Source organism: Aquitalea sp. LB_tupeE, assembly GCF_013391415.1.
Classification (GTDB): domain Bacteria; phylum Pseudomonadota; class Gammaproteobacteria; order Burkholderiales; family Chromobacteriaceae; genus Aquitalea.
The window spans coordinates 181795-197112 of sequence record NZ_JACAXB010000030.1 but is presented as its reverse complement, the minus strand read 5'-3'; the positions used below and the strand labels follow the sequence as shown (position 1 = coordinate 197112).

Annotated in this window: 13 protein-coding genes; 5 read left to right on the top strand and 8 right to left on the bottom strand. The window is 60.0% G+C overall.

The genetic code is table 11. The annotated features are described in order from the left end of the window. The first annotated feature begins 30 nt into the window (after positions 1-30). From HWX34_RS15845 to HWX34_RS15825, 5 genes are all read left to right on the top strand, one after another. On the top strand, positions 31-1155 hold the full coding sequence (locus HWX34_RS15845) for a mandelate racemase/muconate lactonizing enzyme family protein (RefSeq protein WP_178973137.1): 1125 nt from the start codon (positions 31-33) through the stop codon (positions 1153-1155). Positions 1156-1875: 720 nt separating this feature from the next. Beyond that, complete coding sequence (locus HWX34_RS15840; protein WP_178973136.1) at positions 1876-3357, top strand: methyl-accepting chemotaxis protein; 1482 nt, start codon at positions 1876-1878, stop codon at positions 3355-3357. A gap of 113 nt (positions 3358-3470) precedes the next feature. After that, positions 3471-7412: an ATP-dependent RNA helicase HrpA gene (gene hrpA / locus HWX34_RS15835; RefSeq protein ID WP_178973135.1), complete on the top strand. Its 3942-nt coding sequence runs from the start codon at positions 3471-3473 to the stop codon at positions 7410-7412. Between the two features lie 86 nt (positions 7413-7498). Further along, positions 7499-8632, top strand: coding sequence for an HD-GYP domain-containing protein (locus HWX34_RS15830; RefSeq protein WP_178973134.1), 1134 nt, complete (start codon positions 7499-7501; stop codon positions 8630-8632). Positions 8633-8758: 126 nt separating this feature from the next. After that, positions 8759-9919 carry an HD-GYP domain-containing protein gene (locus tag HWX34_RS15825; protein WP_178973133.1) on the top strand — a complete coding sequence of 387 codons (1161 nt, stop codon included), beginning with the start codon at positions 8759-8761 and terminating at the stop codon, positions 9917-9919. A 64-nt stretch (positions 9920-9983) separates the two neighbouring features. On the opposite strand, the gene nagZ is transcribed toward HWX34_RS15825, so the two are convergent. The 8 genes from nagZ to HWX34_RS15785 all read right to left on the bottom strand — a co-directional run bounded on the left by nagZ (position 9984) and on the right by HWX34_RS15785 (position 15300). Continuing rightward, complete coding sequence (gene nagZ, locus HWX34_RS15820) at positions 9984-11066, bottom strand: beta-N-acetylhexosaminidase (RefSeq protein ID WP_178973132.1); 1083 nt, start codon at positions 11064-11066, stop codon at positions 9984-9986. Between the two features lie 77 nt (positions 11067-11143). Next, positions 11144-11524 carry a holo-ACP synthase gene (acpS, locus tag HWX34_RS15815; RefSeq protein ID WP_178973131.1) on the bottom strand — a complete coding sequence of 127 codons (381 nt, stop codon included), beginning with the start codon at positions 11522-11524 and terminating at the stop codon, positions 11144-11146. Positions 11525-11544: 20 nt separating this feature from the next. Beyond that, complete coding sequence (gene pdxJ, locus HWX34_RS15810; RefSeq protein ID WP_178973130.1) at positions 11545-12273, bottom strand: pyridoxine 5'-phosphate synthase; 729 nt, start codon at positions 12271-12273, stop codon at positions 11545-11547. 22 nt (positions 12274-12295) lie between these two features. Then, positions 12296-13027 carry a DNA repair protein RecO gene (gene recO, locus HWX34_RS15805; RefSeq protein WP_045847956.1) on the bottom strand — a complete coding sequence of 244 codons (732 nt, stop codon included), beginning with the start codon at positions 13025-13027 and terminating at the stop codon, positions 12296-12298. Beyond that, positions 13024-13341, bottom strand: a complete 318-nt coding sequence (locus HWX34_RS15800) for an antibiotic biosynthesis monooxygenase (RefSeq protein WP_178973129.1) — start codon at positions 13339-13341, stop codon at positions 13024-13026. The genes recO and HWX34_RS15800 overlap by 4 nt, the downstream gene beginning before the upstream one ends. After that, positions 13341-14231 carry a GTPase Era gene (gene era / locus HWX34_RS15795; protein ID WP_178973128.1) on the bottom strand — a complete coding sequence of 297 codons (891 nt, stop codon included), beginning with the start codon at positions 14229-14231 and terminating at the stop codon, positions 13341-13343. Before era ends, HWX34_RS15800 begins: the two co-directional genes overlap by 1 nt. Further along, positions 14228-14938, bottom strand: a complete 711-nt coding sequence (gene rnc, locus HWX34_RS15790) for a ribonuclease III (protein ID WP_178973127.1) — start codon at positions 14936-14938, stop codon at positions 14228-14230. The genes era and rnc overlap by 4 nt, the downstream gene beginning before the upstream one ends. 5 nt (positions 14939-14943) lie before the next feature. Beyond that, positions 14944-15300, bottom strand: a complete 357-nt coding sequence (locus HWX34_RS15785; RefSeq protein WP_178973126.1) for a DUF4845 domain-containing protein — start codon at positions 15298-15300, stop codon at positions 14944-14946. Between the last annotated feature and the right edge of the window lie 18 nt (positions 15301-15318).

Genomic DNA, 15318 nt, shown 5'->3' with positions numbered 1-15318 from the left:
CACCCCATCTAACCATCAGAGGAGAAGCCTGTGCCCATCATCCAATCCATCCAGGTTTGCGTGGCACGCGTACCACTGGACAACGTCACTTACTTATCCAATCGCACCGTGGTTGATCGTCACTATGGCTTGGTCAGGGTACGCAGCAGCGATGGCGCAGAAGGCATTGGCTTTTGCTACGTTGGCAATGCGGCTGGCGAGCTGTTCCGGGTGGCGATCGAACAATTGCTGGCACCGGTGCTGATCGGCAAGGAGTCGCTGGCGGTGGAAGGCTTATGGCAAGGGATGTACCAGGAAGCACTGCTGCAAGGCCGCATGGGTACGGTCATGCGCGCACTCAGTGCACTGGACATCGCCTTGTGGGATCTGAACGCCCGTACAGCCAGTTTGCCACTGCATCAATACCTGGGCGCGGTTGAACTGCACAGCGTACCAGCCTACGCCAGCGGCGGTTACTACGTGGAAGGCAAAACCGCAGGACACCTGGGCGAGGAAATGGCCAGCTATGTCGCTCTGGGCTTCAAGGCAGTAAAAATGAAAACCGGCCGCGAAACTCCTCAGGCAGAGGCATTACGTGTCAAGGCCGCTCGTGACGCCATCGGGCCGGACGTCGAACTGATGCTGGACTGTAACAATGGCTGGACAGATACCGTACAGGCCATGGAATACCTGTGCCGGATGGAAGAATACCATCCGTATTTCATCGAAGAACCCTTCAGCCCGGATGACATCGAAAGCCATGCCCGCCTGGCCAAGCTCATCCGTATTCCCGTTGCCACTGCCGAAATCGGCTACGGCCGCTGGTATCACAAACAGCTGCTGGACATGGGCGGTGCCGCCATTTTGCAAACTGATGCAGCGGTGTGCGGCGGCATCACCGAATGGAAACGCATCGCCGCCATGGCTGCCGCATACGGCGTACAAATGTGCCCACACTGGTTCCACGATGTGCACGCCGCGCTGGTGGCCGCCACACCGAATGCGCGCTATGTGGAATTTTTCTGGGACGATCAGGTGCTCAACTTCCGCCGCCTGCTGGACCGCCAACTGGAACACAAGGCAGGCCGGGTCCTGCTGCACCAAAGCCCCGGACTGGGCTTTGGCTTTGATGAAAAGCAAATCGCCAGATACGGCCAATGGACAACCGTAAGCTGAAGCAGTGGTAAAAAACGCCCGGCGCAACTTGGCCGAACATCATAGGGTGCCGGGCCGTTATTCAGGCGGGCTTGCACTCACCTGCAGAATTGCAAAAGACTCAAGTAATTAAAGAAAGCAGATAAGGTATGTGCCAGCCATGTGGACCGGCGAATGTACCGCCGCAGCAACAGCACTGGCCTGTCCTACCCTGCATCCCTCTGATGCCTGCAGCCCTCACCTGATGCCGGACTTGCAGTGTCTGCAACAGCAGCAAGCGCAGGCTTAAGCCAACTGGCCACTGCCATGCTCATCACCCCGGCTGGCTGATCGCTAAGCCAGTCTGTTGTTAGTGTCGAAATAAGCAGGGTATCAAGCCAAATCTGACCGTCCCATCGCCTTGCCACTGCCGAACATTGGCTGGGCACATTCCTGCATCTCGAAGCATGCGCAGTAGCTAATGCATGCGCCGCTGTAGTTGACTGCTTTCCTGGCTGCAAAAAAAAGCAAGAAACTCTTTCGTCAGTCGTGATGACTGGGCCATAAGACTCACACTGCCAGCGCCCTGCAAAGCAAAAAATACACAGTGCCACCGACTGACCGCTCAGCTGGAACGTACTCAGCCAATAGCGCCATTGCCGATTTCAAACACTTGTTTTACATTAGCCAATCGCCTGAAATAGGGCGTAGAAATCAAAACAATACTTACAAATCAAGACTCAACGAGGGAGAACTCACCACATGACTGCCAAGTCCGTTACCGACTGGTTCATACCGGAAACCATTCGCCAATCCCCCGCCCAAGCCATTGGCGCCCGCACGACTGTTGGCGTTGGCCTGCTGGCCGGTTGTATTGCCCCGCTGTTTTCCATCGAGTATTTCATGTTGAATCACCCGGCCATGGGCACCGGCATTGCACTGGGCGGACTGGGCTTGTTGCTGGCGCCACTTTTGCTGAAACTGACCGGCGCGCTGCGTTTTTGTGCCGAGCTGATTACCAGCTGCATGTTCGTGATGGTGTGCTGGATGGTGTATGTCAACGGCGGCATCATGTCCACCAGCGTGGTGTGGTTTGCGTCCATTCCGTTTACCGCCATTTTCGTATCCACCCGCCGCTCCGGCATGGTGTGGATGGTGTTGACCATTCTCGCCATTGGCTTATTCTTTTTACTGTCGGCAGACCCCGGCACGCTGCCACCGGTGCCGATTGACCATGCCGAAATCCCCAAACTGCAAGCCAAGTCGCTGATCGGCCTCACCATCGTGGTGTTGTCGCTGGCCATGGCCTTTGACAAGGCCAAGGTGAAAAGCCTGGAAAAGCTGGAACAGGCACGCGCCGACTCCGAGCAGGCCAGCCGCGCCATGCGCGCAATGATGGAACAGGTGGCGCGTTCTATCCGTGCCGCCTCCAGTGCCAGCCGTGACATTGCCGACAGCACCGGGCTGATGGCGCAAACCATGGCCGAGCAGCGCAGCCGCGCCGAAGACATGATGGTGGTGGCACAGCAGATGGCGGTCGTCACCAGCCAGAATGCCGCCCAGTCCGACAGCGCCACCCGGCTGGCACAAACCGCGGGCAATGCCGCCAGCAGCGGCGGACAGGTGATGGATCAGGCGGTATTGCAGCTGGGCCGGGCCGGGGAAGTCATCTCCCATGCCGCCAGCAAGCTGGAAGACCTGGGCCAGCGCAGCACCGAGGTCAACGGCATCGTGCAGCTGATCCGTGACATTGCCGACCAAACCAATCTGCTGGCGCTCAATGCCGCCATCGAAGCCGCGCGCGCTGGCGAAATGGGACGTGGCTTTGCCGTGGTGGCAGACGAGGTGCGCAAGCTGGCCGAACGCACGCAGAACGCCACGCTGGATATCGAAACCAAGATCAAGCTGATTGTGGATGGCACCAATCAGGCCATCATCGCCATGCGCGACGGTAACAGCCAGATGCAGGCCGGGCGCAGCAATGCGCAGGAGGCACAGCAGAACCTGCAAGGCATCATTCAGGAAACCCGCCAGCTGGCCAGCCTGCTGGAGGAAGTCTCCCGCGCCGAAAGCAGCCAGAACCAGGGCTTTGCCCAGTTTGCCGGTGACATTACCGCCGTAGGTGAGTCCACCCGCTCCTTATCCACCGAAACCCGCTCCATTGCCGATGCCATCAAGCGGCTGGACCAGTTGCTGGATGAGCTGGGCCGCTCCTCCCACGCGCAACAAGCAGTAACGGCCTAATCGCCATACTCATACTTCAACCGCAGACCGCCGTTTGGCGGTCTTTTGCTTTCAGACGCCTGCCCGGCCTCTGTTATACTGGCAGGCTTGTGTAAACCAGTGCTCTTTGCCCGATGACCACCCCTGCCCAGCAACTGTCCCAACTGAAATCCCGCCTTGCCCATTGCCTGCTGCGCGACCGCCACGGCCTGCGACGCAAGCTGAATGATGTGGCTGAACGGCTGAAAAAAAACCAGCCGGCCGACAAGCTGCTGGATGATATTCGCAGCCTGCTGGAACGTTCGGCCGCCCGCGCCGATGCCCGCCGTCAGCACCTGCCACGGCCGCAGTTTGACCAGGCCCTGCCGGTCAACCAGAAGCTGGATGACATCAAGGCCGCCATTGCCGGCAATCAGGTGGTGATTATCTGCGGCGAAACCGGCTCGGGTAAAACCACGCAGATTCCCAAGATCTGCCTGGAGCTGGGCCGTGGGGTGTACGGGCTGATCGGCCACACCCAGCCCCGCCGTCTGGCCGCGCGCTCGGTGGCCACCCGCATTGCGCAGGAACTGGGCTCGCAACTGGGCGAACATGTCGGTTTCAAGGTGCGCTTTACCGACAAGTTGTCGGAGAAATCCGTCATCAAGCTGATGACCGACGGCATCATGCTGGCAGAAACCCAGACCGACCGTTATCTGGAAGCTTACGACACCATCATCATCGACGAGGCGCACGAACGCAGCCTCAACATCGACTTTCTGCTGGGTTTTCTCAAGCAGCTGCTGCCGCGCCGCCCGGATCTGAAAATCATCATTACCTCGGCCACCATCGATGCCGACCGCTTTGCCCGCCATTTTGATGGCGCACCGGTGATTGAAGTCTCCGGCCGCACCTTTCCGGTGGAAGTGCGTTACCGCCCGCTCAAGCAGCGCGATGAAGACGAGCGCGAAATGGAAATGGAAGACGCCATTGTCGATGCCGCCGACGAGCTGTCACGCCAGGGCGCGGGGGACATGTTGGTGTTTTTGCCGGGCGAGCGCGAAATCCGCGAAACGGCGGAAAAGCTGCGCAAATCCGGTATTCGCGGTTATGAAATCCTGCCCTTGTTTGCCCGCCTGTCCAACGAGGACCAGCAGAAAATCTTCAAGCCATCCGGCGGACGGCGCATTGTGCTGGCCACCAATGTGGCGGAAACCTCGCTGACCGTACCGGGCATCAAGTATGTGATCGACACCGGCCTGGCCCGCATCAACCGCTACAGCCCGCGCGCCAAGGTGGAGCAGCTACAAGTAGAAAAGATTTCCCAGGCGGCGGCGCGCCAGCGTGCCGGTCGTTGCGGTCGGGTGGAAGCCGGTATCTGCGTGCGCCTGTACAGCGAAGAAGACTTCAACGCCCGCCCGGCCTTTACCGACCCGGAAATCGTCCGCTCCAACTTGGCGGCGGTGATTCTGCGCATGGCCGCACTGCGTCTGGGCCGAGTGGATGCCTTCCCCTTTCTGGAAGCTCCCAGCAGCCGCCTGATTGCCGACGGCTACCAGGTGCTGACCGAACTGGGCGCAGTCACCGACAGCAATGAACTGACCCCCATCGGCAAAGAGCTGGCGCGCATTCCGGTGGACCCGAAGGTGGGCCGCCTGCTGCTGGCTGGCCGCGACTTCGGCTGCATGCGCGAGGTGTTGATCATCGCCTCGGCGCTATCCATCCAGGACCCGCGCGAGCGCCCTTTCGAAGCACGCGAAGCCGCCGAGCGCGCCCAGGCACGCTTCAATGATGAAAAATCCGACTTCCTGTCCTATCTGCATCTGTGGGAATTCTTCAGCGAGGCACTCAAGCACAAGAAGTCCAACCGCCTGCTGGTGAATACCTGCCACGAGCACTTCCTGTCTTATCTGCGTCTGCGCGAATGGCGTGAGCTGCACGGCCAGCTGGCGGAAATTGCCAGCGAGCTGGGGCTGATCAAACGTGAACAAGCGCACGCCGATGCCGAGCAGCCCGATGCCCAGATGTCGCAGAAAAAGCGCCAGCAGCTGGACGCCGTGGCCTACGAGCACCTGCACAAGGCGCTGCTGACCGGCCTGGTGGGTAATATCGGCATGAAGAACCTGGAAGGCGACGACTATCAGGGCGCACGTGGTGTCAGCTTCCATGTTTTCCCCGGTTCCGGCCTGAAAAAGAGCAAGCCCAAGTGGCTGGTGGCAGCCGAACTGGTGGAAACCACCCGTCTGTACGCCCGTTGCGTGGCCAAGATCGAACCGGAATGGGTGGAAAAACTGGCCCCCCATCTGGTGAAGTATCACTACTTCGAACCGCACTGGGAAAAGAGCCGCGGCGAAGTGGTGGCCAGCGAACGCGTCACCCTGTACGGCCTGACGCTGATTCCGCGCCGGGCGGTGAGCTATGGCCGCATTGCGCCGGAAGAAGCCCGTGAGCTGTTCATCCGCGGTGCGCTGGTCAACATGGACTACGTCAGCAATGCACCGTTCTTCCAGCGCAACCAGCAGCTGATCCGCGAAGTGGAGCAGCTAGAACACAAGGCGCGCCGTCAGGACGTGCTGGTGGATGAAGAAGCGCTGTATGCCTTCTATCACGAACGCATTCCGGCCACGGTAGTGGATGCCGCCAGCTTTGAAGCTTGGCGCAAGGAAGCGGAAAAAACCGAACCCAAGCTGCTGCACCTGACCCGTGACGAACTGATGCGCCATGCCGCCCAGCACGTCACGGAAAACCAGTTTCCGGAATGGCTGGAGCTGGAAGACGGCAAGCTGCGGCTGAAATACCGCTTTGAACCCAAACACCCGCTGGATGGCGTCACCATGGATGTGCCACTGGCCATCCTGAACCGGCTGCAGCCCGCTCCGTTTGAATGGCTGGTGCCGGGGATGATTCGCGACAAGCTGCAACAGTTGATCAAGGGCCTGCCCAAGCAGATACGCCGCTGTTGCGTGCCGGTGCCGGACTTCGTCACCCGTTTTCTCAGCAGCAACCCTGACCTGCAGCAGCCCATCGCCCCGCAGCTGGCACGCTTTATCTTGCGTGAAACCGGCGGCGTCAAGGTAGACATCGACGCATTCAACCAGCAGGAACTGCCGGAACACCTGCTGTTCAACTTCCGCATCATCGACGACGGCAAACAGGAAATCGGCCTGGGCCGCGACCTGATTGCCCTGCAAAAGCAGTTTGGCCAGGCCGCCCAGCTGACTTTCCGCGACAGCAGCGCCGATTTCGAACGGGACGAGGTCAGCAGCTGGGACTTTGGCGAGCTGCCGGAAAGCATTCAGTTTGCTCGTGGCCGCCAACAGCTTACCGGCTATCCGGCGCTGACGCTGGAGCAGGACAAGGTGGCCATCCGTCTGTTCGATACCCAGCCGGAGGCCGAACGCCACCACCGCGCCGGGGTGATCCGCCTGTTGCAACTGCAATTGAAAGAACAGATGAAGCAACTGGGCAAAGGCCTGTCCGGCATGACCCAGATTGGCCTCAACCTGCGCAGTGTAGCCAATGTGGAAGTGCTGCTGGCCGATGCCATTGCCTGCATCTGCGACCGTGCCTTTATCGGCGAGGACGCCCTGCCGCGCAGTGAGAAGGCCTTCAACGAGCAAAAGAACCGCGCCCGCACCCGCCTGCCGGCGGTGATTCAGGCGGTGACGCAGTACTTGAGCCAGATCGGCAGCGAATACATGGTGCTGCATACAAAAATGCAGAAGCACCGGCTGGGGAGTGAGCTACAACAACAATTGGGCAAGCTGGTTTATGCCGGTTTCCTGCAAGCCACACCATGGGCGCAACTGTCGCATATCACCCGCTATATGCGTGCCATGAGCCTGCGCATGGACAAACAGCCTGCCAATCCACAGCGCGATGGTCAGCGGACGGCAGAAATTCGCGAGCTGTGGAACAAGTGGGAAGCCCGGCTGGCTGATGAGCAGGAACGTGGCGAGCCATCCGCCGCCTTGCTGGATTTCCGCTGGCAGCTGGAAGAATTACGTGTCAGCCTGTTTGCCCAGGAGCTGAAAACGCCTTACCCAGTGTCGGTGAAACGGCTGCAGAAAATCTGGCAGGATCTACCTAAACAATGATGATTATCAACATTTCCACCAGGTATTAGCCGGTGGAAATGTTGGCTTATCTATATAATTTGGCCATTCAACCCAAATGGTGTGCCATGCCAGATCGCTCCTTGTCTGACAAACTGAAGTCCAGCGCCATTTCCATCGGCAAGGAATTACCGATGGATGTCTACGCCAAGAACGGCATTCTGCTGCTTAAGCGCGGCCATTACGTACTGACGCCGGACATGAAGCACCGGCTGATTCAACTGGGCTTTGCCGAACAGGCCGAAGAGCCCAAGCCAGCAGACAAGACCGACGCTGAGGGTTACAAGAACCAGCTGCTGTTTGAGGAAATCGCTTTTTTGCAGCAACGTGTGCGCAGCATGCTATTGCACGCGCTAGGCCGCCCAGGCCTGGAAGGACGCGTGCGCAGCATTGCCCAGACGGTAATGACACTGTGCGAACGGCATCCGGACGGCCTGATTGCTGCGATGCTGCTCCTGCCCTTCCAGGATTACGCGGCGGCCCACGCCCTGCATACCACCGCGCTGCTGGCACTGATTACCCGGCAAATGAAGGTGCCGGCCGATCACCGGGAAATCCTGCTGTGTGCTGCACTCACCATGAATATTGCGCAGGTGGAGTTGCAAAACGAACTGTTCCGCCACCAGGGCGCACTGGCGCCAGAGCAATATGCGGCCATTCACGAACACCCCTTGCTCAGCTCGGCCATCTTGCGCGAAGCTGGTATCGAAAACGATTTATGGCATGCGCTGATCCAGACTCACCACGAAAACTGGCATGGCAAGGGCTACCCCTTCGGTCTGAATCGCAAGCAAATCCTGCCACCGGCTCATCTGCTGCACCTGGCAGACATCACCTGCGCCAAGCTGGCACCACGCAGCTACCGGCCGCCGCAACTTCCGGCCACGGCACTGGGACAGCTGTTCCAGCGCAAGGATGTGGATTTCGATGCCGCCTTCACCACCATGCTGATCCGCGAGCTGGGCATTTACCCGCCCGGCAGCTTTGTCAGACTGGCCAATGACGAAATTGCCGTGGTGCTGGCACGTCGACAGAAGCCCAGCGAGCCGCAAGTGGCTGCGCTGCGCAAAGCCGATGGCCCGGCCTATGCCGAGGTATTGCTGCGCGAAACCAGCCATGCGGCTTACAAGATCATCTCGCCTTGTCCGGCCCATATGTCCGGTGTGCGCATTTCCTTCCTGGCCGGCCTGTGGAAATACTGAAACCCCTTTACTGACAAGGAAAAGCGGCAACGTAAAAGCCATGCAAGGGCTGGCGCATCGGCCTATAATCGCAGCTGGCCTTTAGTTTAGTAGCCACTTGCAAACCCAGCCGACGACACGCTCAGCATGAACACCCGTTTCAAGATCCAATTACAGGACAAGGTAGCGCCTGACCAGATTCACATGGGCAAGAAACTACCGCTGGATGTCTATGCCAAGAACGGCCTGTTGCTGCTGCGCAAGGGGCATTTCGTACTGAGCGACCGTCAGCGCGAAAAGCTGCTGGAAATGGGCTACTCGGTAGATGGCAACCGGCTGGATGCCATCAGCCTGCCGGAACAACCGGACACCATGATGGTGCGCGAAAGCGTGCTGCATGAAATGGCCTTCCTGCAACAGCGCACCCGCACCCTGCTGAGCTATGCCATGCAGCTGGACGATTTCCCGCGCAAGGTTTCCTTGGTAGTACGCGACATTGTGCGCCTGACCGAGCAACACCCGGACGGGGTGATTGCCAGCCTGCTACTGGTGCCATTCAATGAATACGGCCCGGCCCACGCGCTGCACACCACCGCCCTCCTGGCCTTGCTCAGTCGCCGCATTCCGGATTTATCCACAGAGCAGCGCACTTCCATGCTGTCTGCCGCGCTCACCATGAACATGTCCATCTGCGCGCTGCAAAACGCGCTCTACCATCAGCAGGAAGCACTGAGCCCGCAGCAGGAGGACGAAATCGCCAGCCACCCGCTGATGAGTTCCGCCATCCTGCGAGAAGCCGGAGTGACTGATGAGCTGTGGCATTGGCTGGTTCAGACCCACCACGAATCGTGGCTGGGTAATGGCTACCCTTACGGCTTGGCCCGCGGCGAAATCGAATCGCTGGCCCACATGCTGCACATGGCCGACATCACCTGCGCCAAGCTGACCCCGCGCAGCTACCGTGCCGGCATGGTGCCCGCTGCCGCACTGGGACATATCTTCCAGCGCAAGGATCACGAATTCGACCCGGCCTACACTACCTTGCTGATCAAGGAACTGGGCATCTATCCGCCCGGCAGCTTTGTCAAACTGGCCAATGATGAAATCGGCGTGGTGCTGGCCCGCCGCGAAAAAGCCAGCGAACCGCAAGTAGCTGCCATTCGCCGCAGCGACGGCCCGGCGTATATTGACGCCCTGATCCGGGACACCAGCCAGCCGGCACACAAGGTGGTTGCGCCCTGCCCGGCTACGCTGGCAGGCGTGCGGCCTTCGCATCTGGCACGCCTGTGGCGTACCCAGGCTAGCTGACACTTCAGTTGCCAGATAGAAAAAAGCCGGCTTGATGCCGGCTTTTCTGATGAGATCAACCCACTTAGCTGGCCTCACCCACCGCAGGGCCTTGCAGCACGTTTTGCGGAATGGTCAGGGCTTTGACTTGCGCCTGGCGTGCGGCAAAAGCCGGACTGAGGATGGCCTGCTGCCAGCCGATGATATCTCCGGTCCCGGCCATGCGCTGCAAACGCTCGGCCAGACGCGGCTGGGCTGGCGGTTGCAGGCCGGCAAGCACTTCATCTGCGCGTTCCGGCTGATTGCACACCAGCACCATATCGCAGCCTGCCGCCAAGGCGGCTTCGGCACGCTCGACAAAGCTGCCGGCTCCGGCAGCACCTTCCATGCCCAGGTCGTCCGAAAAGATGACGCCATCAAAAGCCAGCTTGCCGCGCAGAATGTCTTGCAACCATACCGGGGAGAAGCCCGCCGGACGGCTGTCCACTGCCGGGTACACCACATGCGCCGGCATCACCGACCCCATGCCAGCCTCAGCCAGGCGGGCAAACGGAACCAGATCGTCCGCTTCCAGCTCGGCCAGCGTGCGGTCGTCCTGCGGCATCACGAAATGGCTGTCACCCGCGACAAAACCGTGACCGGGGAAGTGCTTGCCGCAAGTGGACATGCCACCTTGCTGCAGGCCACGCTGCAAGGCCAGGGCCAGTTCGCTGACAATGTGCGGGTCGCGATGAAAAGCCCGGTTGCCGATAACGGCACAGCGGCCCCAGTCCAGGTCCAGCACCGGGGTAAAGGACAGGTCGATGCCGCAGGCACGCAACTCACCCGCCAGCACCACGCCGACATTCTCGGCAGCGGCTCGGGCGGCGGTTTCGTCCTGCTGCCACAGCTCGCCCAGTACATTCATGGGCGGCAGACGGGTGAAGCCATCGAGAAAACGCTGCACGCGGCCACCTTCATGGTCCACGGCAATCAGCAGCTCCGGTGTGCGCAGTGCGCGGATTTCCGCCGTCAGCGCCTTGAGCTGGTCGATGTTCTGGAAATTGCGGCGGAACAGGATGACGCCGCCCACCAGCGGGTGGGACAGACGCTGCCTTTCCTGCTCGGTCAGGCCAAAGCCATGTACATCCACCATGACCGGTCCACGCGGCAGATTCGCTACTTGCATGGCTGATTCTCCAAGACTGTGCGAAGGCACGCCTCCGCGATTCAATTGATGATGGCACCGGGCCGGGCCCGGCGGCGCTAGGCTTGCTCCAGCACGACGAAAGCCAGCGCATGTTCCCGCTCGTCGGTAATGGAAACATGGCTACGCACAATGCCGCGCTGGCTGAGAAAGGCCTGCAAGCCAGCAGAAAAGACCAGTTGCGGCTTGCCCAGTTCGTCATGGCTGACCGCAATGGCAGTCAACAGCACCGGGTCCACCACACCGGTGCCAACCGCCTTTGACAGCGCTTCTTTCACGGCAAAGCGCTTGGCCAGGTAACGGGCCTGATCGCGGGATTGCAGAAAACCCGCCATTTCGGACTCGGCCAGAATCCGCCGCCCGGCCTTGTCACCCCAGCGTTGCAGCAGGCCCTGCATGCGGGCGATTTCCACCATGTCCGTGCCAATGCCGTAGATCATCTGCCCGCTCCTGCCCTGCTTCAGCCCCGGCGGGCTTCCTGCATCAGGGCTTTCATGTCACGCACGGCGCGATCCAGGCCGACGAACACCGCCTGACCGATGATGGCGTGACCGATGTTCAGCTCGGTGATTTGCGGGATGGCGGCAATCGGCTTGACGTTGTGATAATTCAGTCCGTGACCGGCATTCACCACCATGCCCAGTTCGGCGGCAAAGGCGGCCGCACCGCGGATGCGTGCCAGTTCCGCTTCGCGTTCCGCGGCATGCACGGCGTCGGCGTAGGCGCCGGTGTGCAGTTCGATCACGCGGGCACCGGCTTCGAAAGCCTTGCTGATCTGCGCGCGATCCGGGTCGATGAAGATGGACACCCGGATACCGGCCTGTTGCAGGGTTTCGGTGTAATGACAGACATCTGCATAGTGACCAAGCACATCCAGGCCGCCTTCGGTGGTGACTTCTTCACGCTTTTCCGGTACCAGGCATACGTCTTCCGGTGCCACGGCCAGCGCATTGGCCAGCATTTCCGGTGTCATCGCCATTTCCAGGTTCATGCGGGTCTTGATGACCTGACGCATGGCCACCACGTCGGCATCCTGGATGTGACGGCGGTCTTCGCGCAGATGCAGGGTAATCAGGTCGGCACCGGCGGTTTCCGCCACCAGCGCCGCTTCGATCGGACTGGGGTAGCGGGTGCCGCGCGCCTGGCGCAGGGTGGCAACGTGGTCGATATTCACACCAAGCAAAATCATGTTCAGCTCCTGTGGGCAGGCCTCAGTCGGCAATGGCGTTGACGGCCTGCAAGAGTTCACGCGAGGCAAATGGCTCCTCGCCCAGCAAATCGGTCAATAGCAGCCGCAGCAGGCTGCGCGCTGCACGGCGGGTGCTGATGGCAGTGTAGTTGTCTGCCTCGATGGCCAGCAGTTCACTGCCTGGCAGGCGCAGAAAGGGCCCTGTCGGGTCGAATCCGGCATCGCGCTCGGGCAAGGCACCACCACGGCACAGGTAGAGGGCTGCGGCGTCGATGGCAGCGCCGTGCTGGTCGCAGGCGAAGCTGCCAGCATAGCCCAGCGCCTGCAATAGCCGCAATTCGTAACGTCGCAAGGTGGCTGACAGGGAGTCGGCCAGCGCCAGCGCCCTGACCGCCTGGTCGTAGACGGCGAAGGCGCGCGGCTCGGCATCGTCACGGGCAGTGAGCTTGAGCATCAGCTCGTTCAGGTAAAAGCCGCAGATCAGGCGCATGCCGGCCAGTTGTGGCACCCCGCCATTCCATTCAGCCGTGTGCAGGGTACGTACCTCGCCCTTGCCGAACCAGGACAGGGTAAGCGGCTGGAACGGCAGCAAGACGCCGCGCACATCGGCACGTGGCCGGCGTGCGCCGCGCGCCACCATGGTGAAGCGGCCATGCTGTGGTGTCAGCACTTCCACCAGCAGGCTGGTTTCCCGGTAGGGTTGTGCATGCAGCAAATACGCCGCCTGACGGTCCACCCTGCCTTGCTGGCTCATTTCTTCATTCCGGAACCAACATCCGCAGGCGAGCTGATGCGGTCGATCTGCAGGGCAAATTGCAGCGCGTCTTCCCGGCTTCCAACACGGGACAGCAACTGCTCGGCATGCATGCGCCAGGCGGCGATGGCATCCACATTGTCCCAATAGCAACGGGTGAAGGCCCTGCCGCTGTCATCCTGTACGGAGTCAGCACCCAGATAGCCCGCTTGCAGGCTGGCCAGGCGCAACATGCGTCCGGTCAGGTCCGCCGGGCTGGCGGGTGCAGAAAAAATCACCGCCCAACAGGGCGGCTGTGAAGAAGCGTGCAACATCAGTTCAAGCCGAATTCCCGCAGGAAGCGCACATCGTCGGCCCAGCCGGATTTCACCTTTACCCACACTTGCAGGAAAACCTTGCCGTCAAACAGCTTTTCCATGTCCAGACGGGCTTCGGTGGAAATTTTCTTCAGCTTCTCGCCACCCTTGCCAATCACGATGGGCTTCTGGTTTTCCTTGTCCACCAGAACGGCAATGTGGATGCGGCGCAACGCACCGTCCATCTCGAACATTTCCACTTCCACGTTCATTTCGTAAGGCAGTTCTTCGCCCAGATAGCGAAACAGCTTTTCGCGCACGATTTCGGCCGACAGGAAACGCTCGCTCTTGTCGGTGACCATGTCTTCCGGATACAGCGGCATGGATTCCGGCAGATGCGGACGCACCTTGTCCAAGAGTTCGCTCAGGCGCTGGCCGTGCTTGGCACTGACCACTTCGCAATCGGTAAACGGAAATTCCGCGCGCACGCCGTCGATGAATTCCTGCAGCAACAGCTTGTCCTTGACCTTGTCCAGCTTGTTGATCACCAGGATCACCGGCGTGTGCTTGGGCAACAGTGCCATCACTTCGCGGTCGGCCGCGCTGATGCGCATGGCTTCCAGAATAAACAGGACGCAGTCCACGCTACCCAGAGAATCCTTCACGCTCTTGTTGAGCGTTTCGTTGAGCGCACCTTTGTGGAAGGTCTGGAAGCCTGGGGTATCGACAAAAATGAACTGGGCATTGTCTTCGGTATGAATGCCGTTAACCCTGTGACGCGTGGTTTGCGCCTTTTTCGAGGTGATGCTGACTTTCTGACCGATGAGGTGATTCATCAGCGTGGACTTGCCCACATTCGGGCGGCCCACGATGGCTACAAAGCCACAGTGATATGCGTGTTCTGTCATGCGTGTTTCTTGCCTGTGGCCAGTTTTTGTTCAAGGAGCAGCAAGGCGGCTTCCGCTGCCTGCTGTTCTGCAGCGCGGCGGCTACCGCCTTCGCCCTGCGATTCGATCATCAGTTCGCCCAGATCGCACATCACCTTGAACCATTGTTCGTGGGCTTCGCCGGTCTGGCCAAGAATGCGGTATTTGGGCAGGGGCCATTTGCGCGCCTGCAAGGCTTCCTGCAGGCGGGTCTTGGCGTCCTTGGCGTGCTTGGTGGGGTCAATGGCAGCCACGCGGCTGCCATACAAGCGACGTACCACTTGTTCGGCATGCTGAAAGTCGGCATCAAAGCTGACCGCCGCAAACGTAGCCTCCAGCGCATCGGCCAGAATGGAGGGCCGATTAAAGCCACCGCTTTTCAGCTCGCCTTCGCCCAGATACAGATAGTCGCCCAGCTTCAGTTCGTGAGCGATTTCCGCCAGGGTGTTCTGGTTGACCAGATTGGCCCGCAGCCGTGACAGCTCGCCTTCGCTCAGGCGGGGGAACTGGTCGAACAACATGCGCGCCACGGTGTAATTGAGAATGCTGTCGCCAATGAACTCGAAACGTTCATTATTGGACGCAGCAAAACTGCGATGCGTCAGCGCCTGACGCAGCAGATCGGGCTTCTGGAATGAATAATCCAGCGCCTCGGACAGGCGCCGGAATCGGGTATCAACATGGTTCACGGTAGTTACTGGGGTGTCTGTCCAGCCTGGGTATCAAAATCGAAGGCCAGGCTGACATTGGCAAACAGCGGTACTTCGCGCCGGTAGGCGGCACGAACAAACACACTGTTGCTGGTGGTAATGATGGTGAGGTTTTCCGGCTTGATCGAGGAAATGTCGCCCACCATGGCATGGTTCATGAACTCACGACGCAAATCGTACTCGCTCTTGCCGGTTTGCCCGGCCATGGCCGTCACTGCCTTGCGCACTTCGGCATACTCTTTGTATACCGGCAGCACCTTGCCTGCCAGCAGGAAACCTGAGCCGACAAACAACATGATGACCAGAACAGAAATGACTGACAAACCGTGCTGACGCTGCATGTGAGTCCCCATGACTTG

Excerpts from the sequence above, each read along its gene's own strand:
- nagZ (WP_178973132.1), bottom strand. The coding sequence starts at position 11,066 with ATGCAAGTAGCGAATCTGCCGCGTGGACCGGTCATGGTGGATGTACAT.
- HWX34_RS15800 (WP_178973129.1), bottom strand. The coding sequence starts at position 13,341 with ATGTTGCACGCTTCTTCACAGCCGCCCTGTTGGGCGGTGATTTTTTCT.
- recO (WP_045847956.1), bottom strand. The coding sequence starts at position 13,027 with ATGAGCCAGCAAGGCAGGGTGGACCGTCAGGCGGCGTATTTGCTGCAT.
- hrpA (WP_178973135.1), top strand. The coding sequence starts at position 3,471 with ATGACCACCCCTGCCCAGCAACTGTCCCAACTGAAATCCCGCCTTGCC.
- HWX34_RS15840 (WP_178973136.1), top strand. The coding sequence starts at position 1,876 with ATGACTGCCAAGTCCGTTACCGACTGGTTCATACCGGAAACCATTCGC.
- era (WP_178973128.1), bottom strand. The coding sequence starts at position 14,231 with ATGACAGAACACGCATATCACTGTGGCTTTGTAGCCATCGTGGGCCGC.
- acpS (WP_178973131.1), bottom strand. The coding sequence starts at position 11,524 with ATGATCTACGGCATTGGCACGGACATGGTGGAAATCGCCCGCATGCAG.
- HWX34_RS15830 (WP_178973134.1), top strand. The coding sequence starts at position 7,499 with ATGCCAGATCGCTCCTTGTCTGACAAACTGAAGTCCAGCGCCATTTCC.
- pdxJ (WP_178973130.1), bottom strand. The coding sequence starts at position 12,273 with ATGATTTTGCTTGGTGTGAATATCGACCACGTTGCCACCCTGCGCCAG.
- HWX34_RS15825 (WP_178973133.1), top strand. The coding sequence starts at position 8,759 with ATGAACACCCGTTTCAAGATCCAATTACAGGACAAGGTAGCGCCTGAC.
- HWX34_RS15785 (WP_178973126.1), bottom strand. The coding sequence starts at position 15,300 with ATGCAGCGTCAGCACGGTTTGTCAGTCATTTCTGTTCTGGTCATCATG.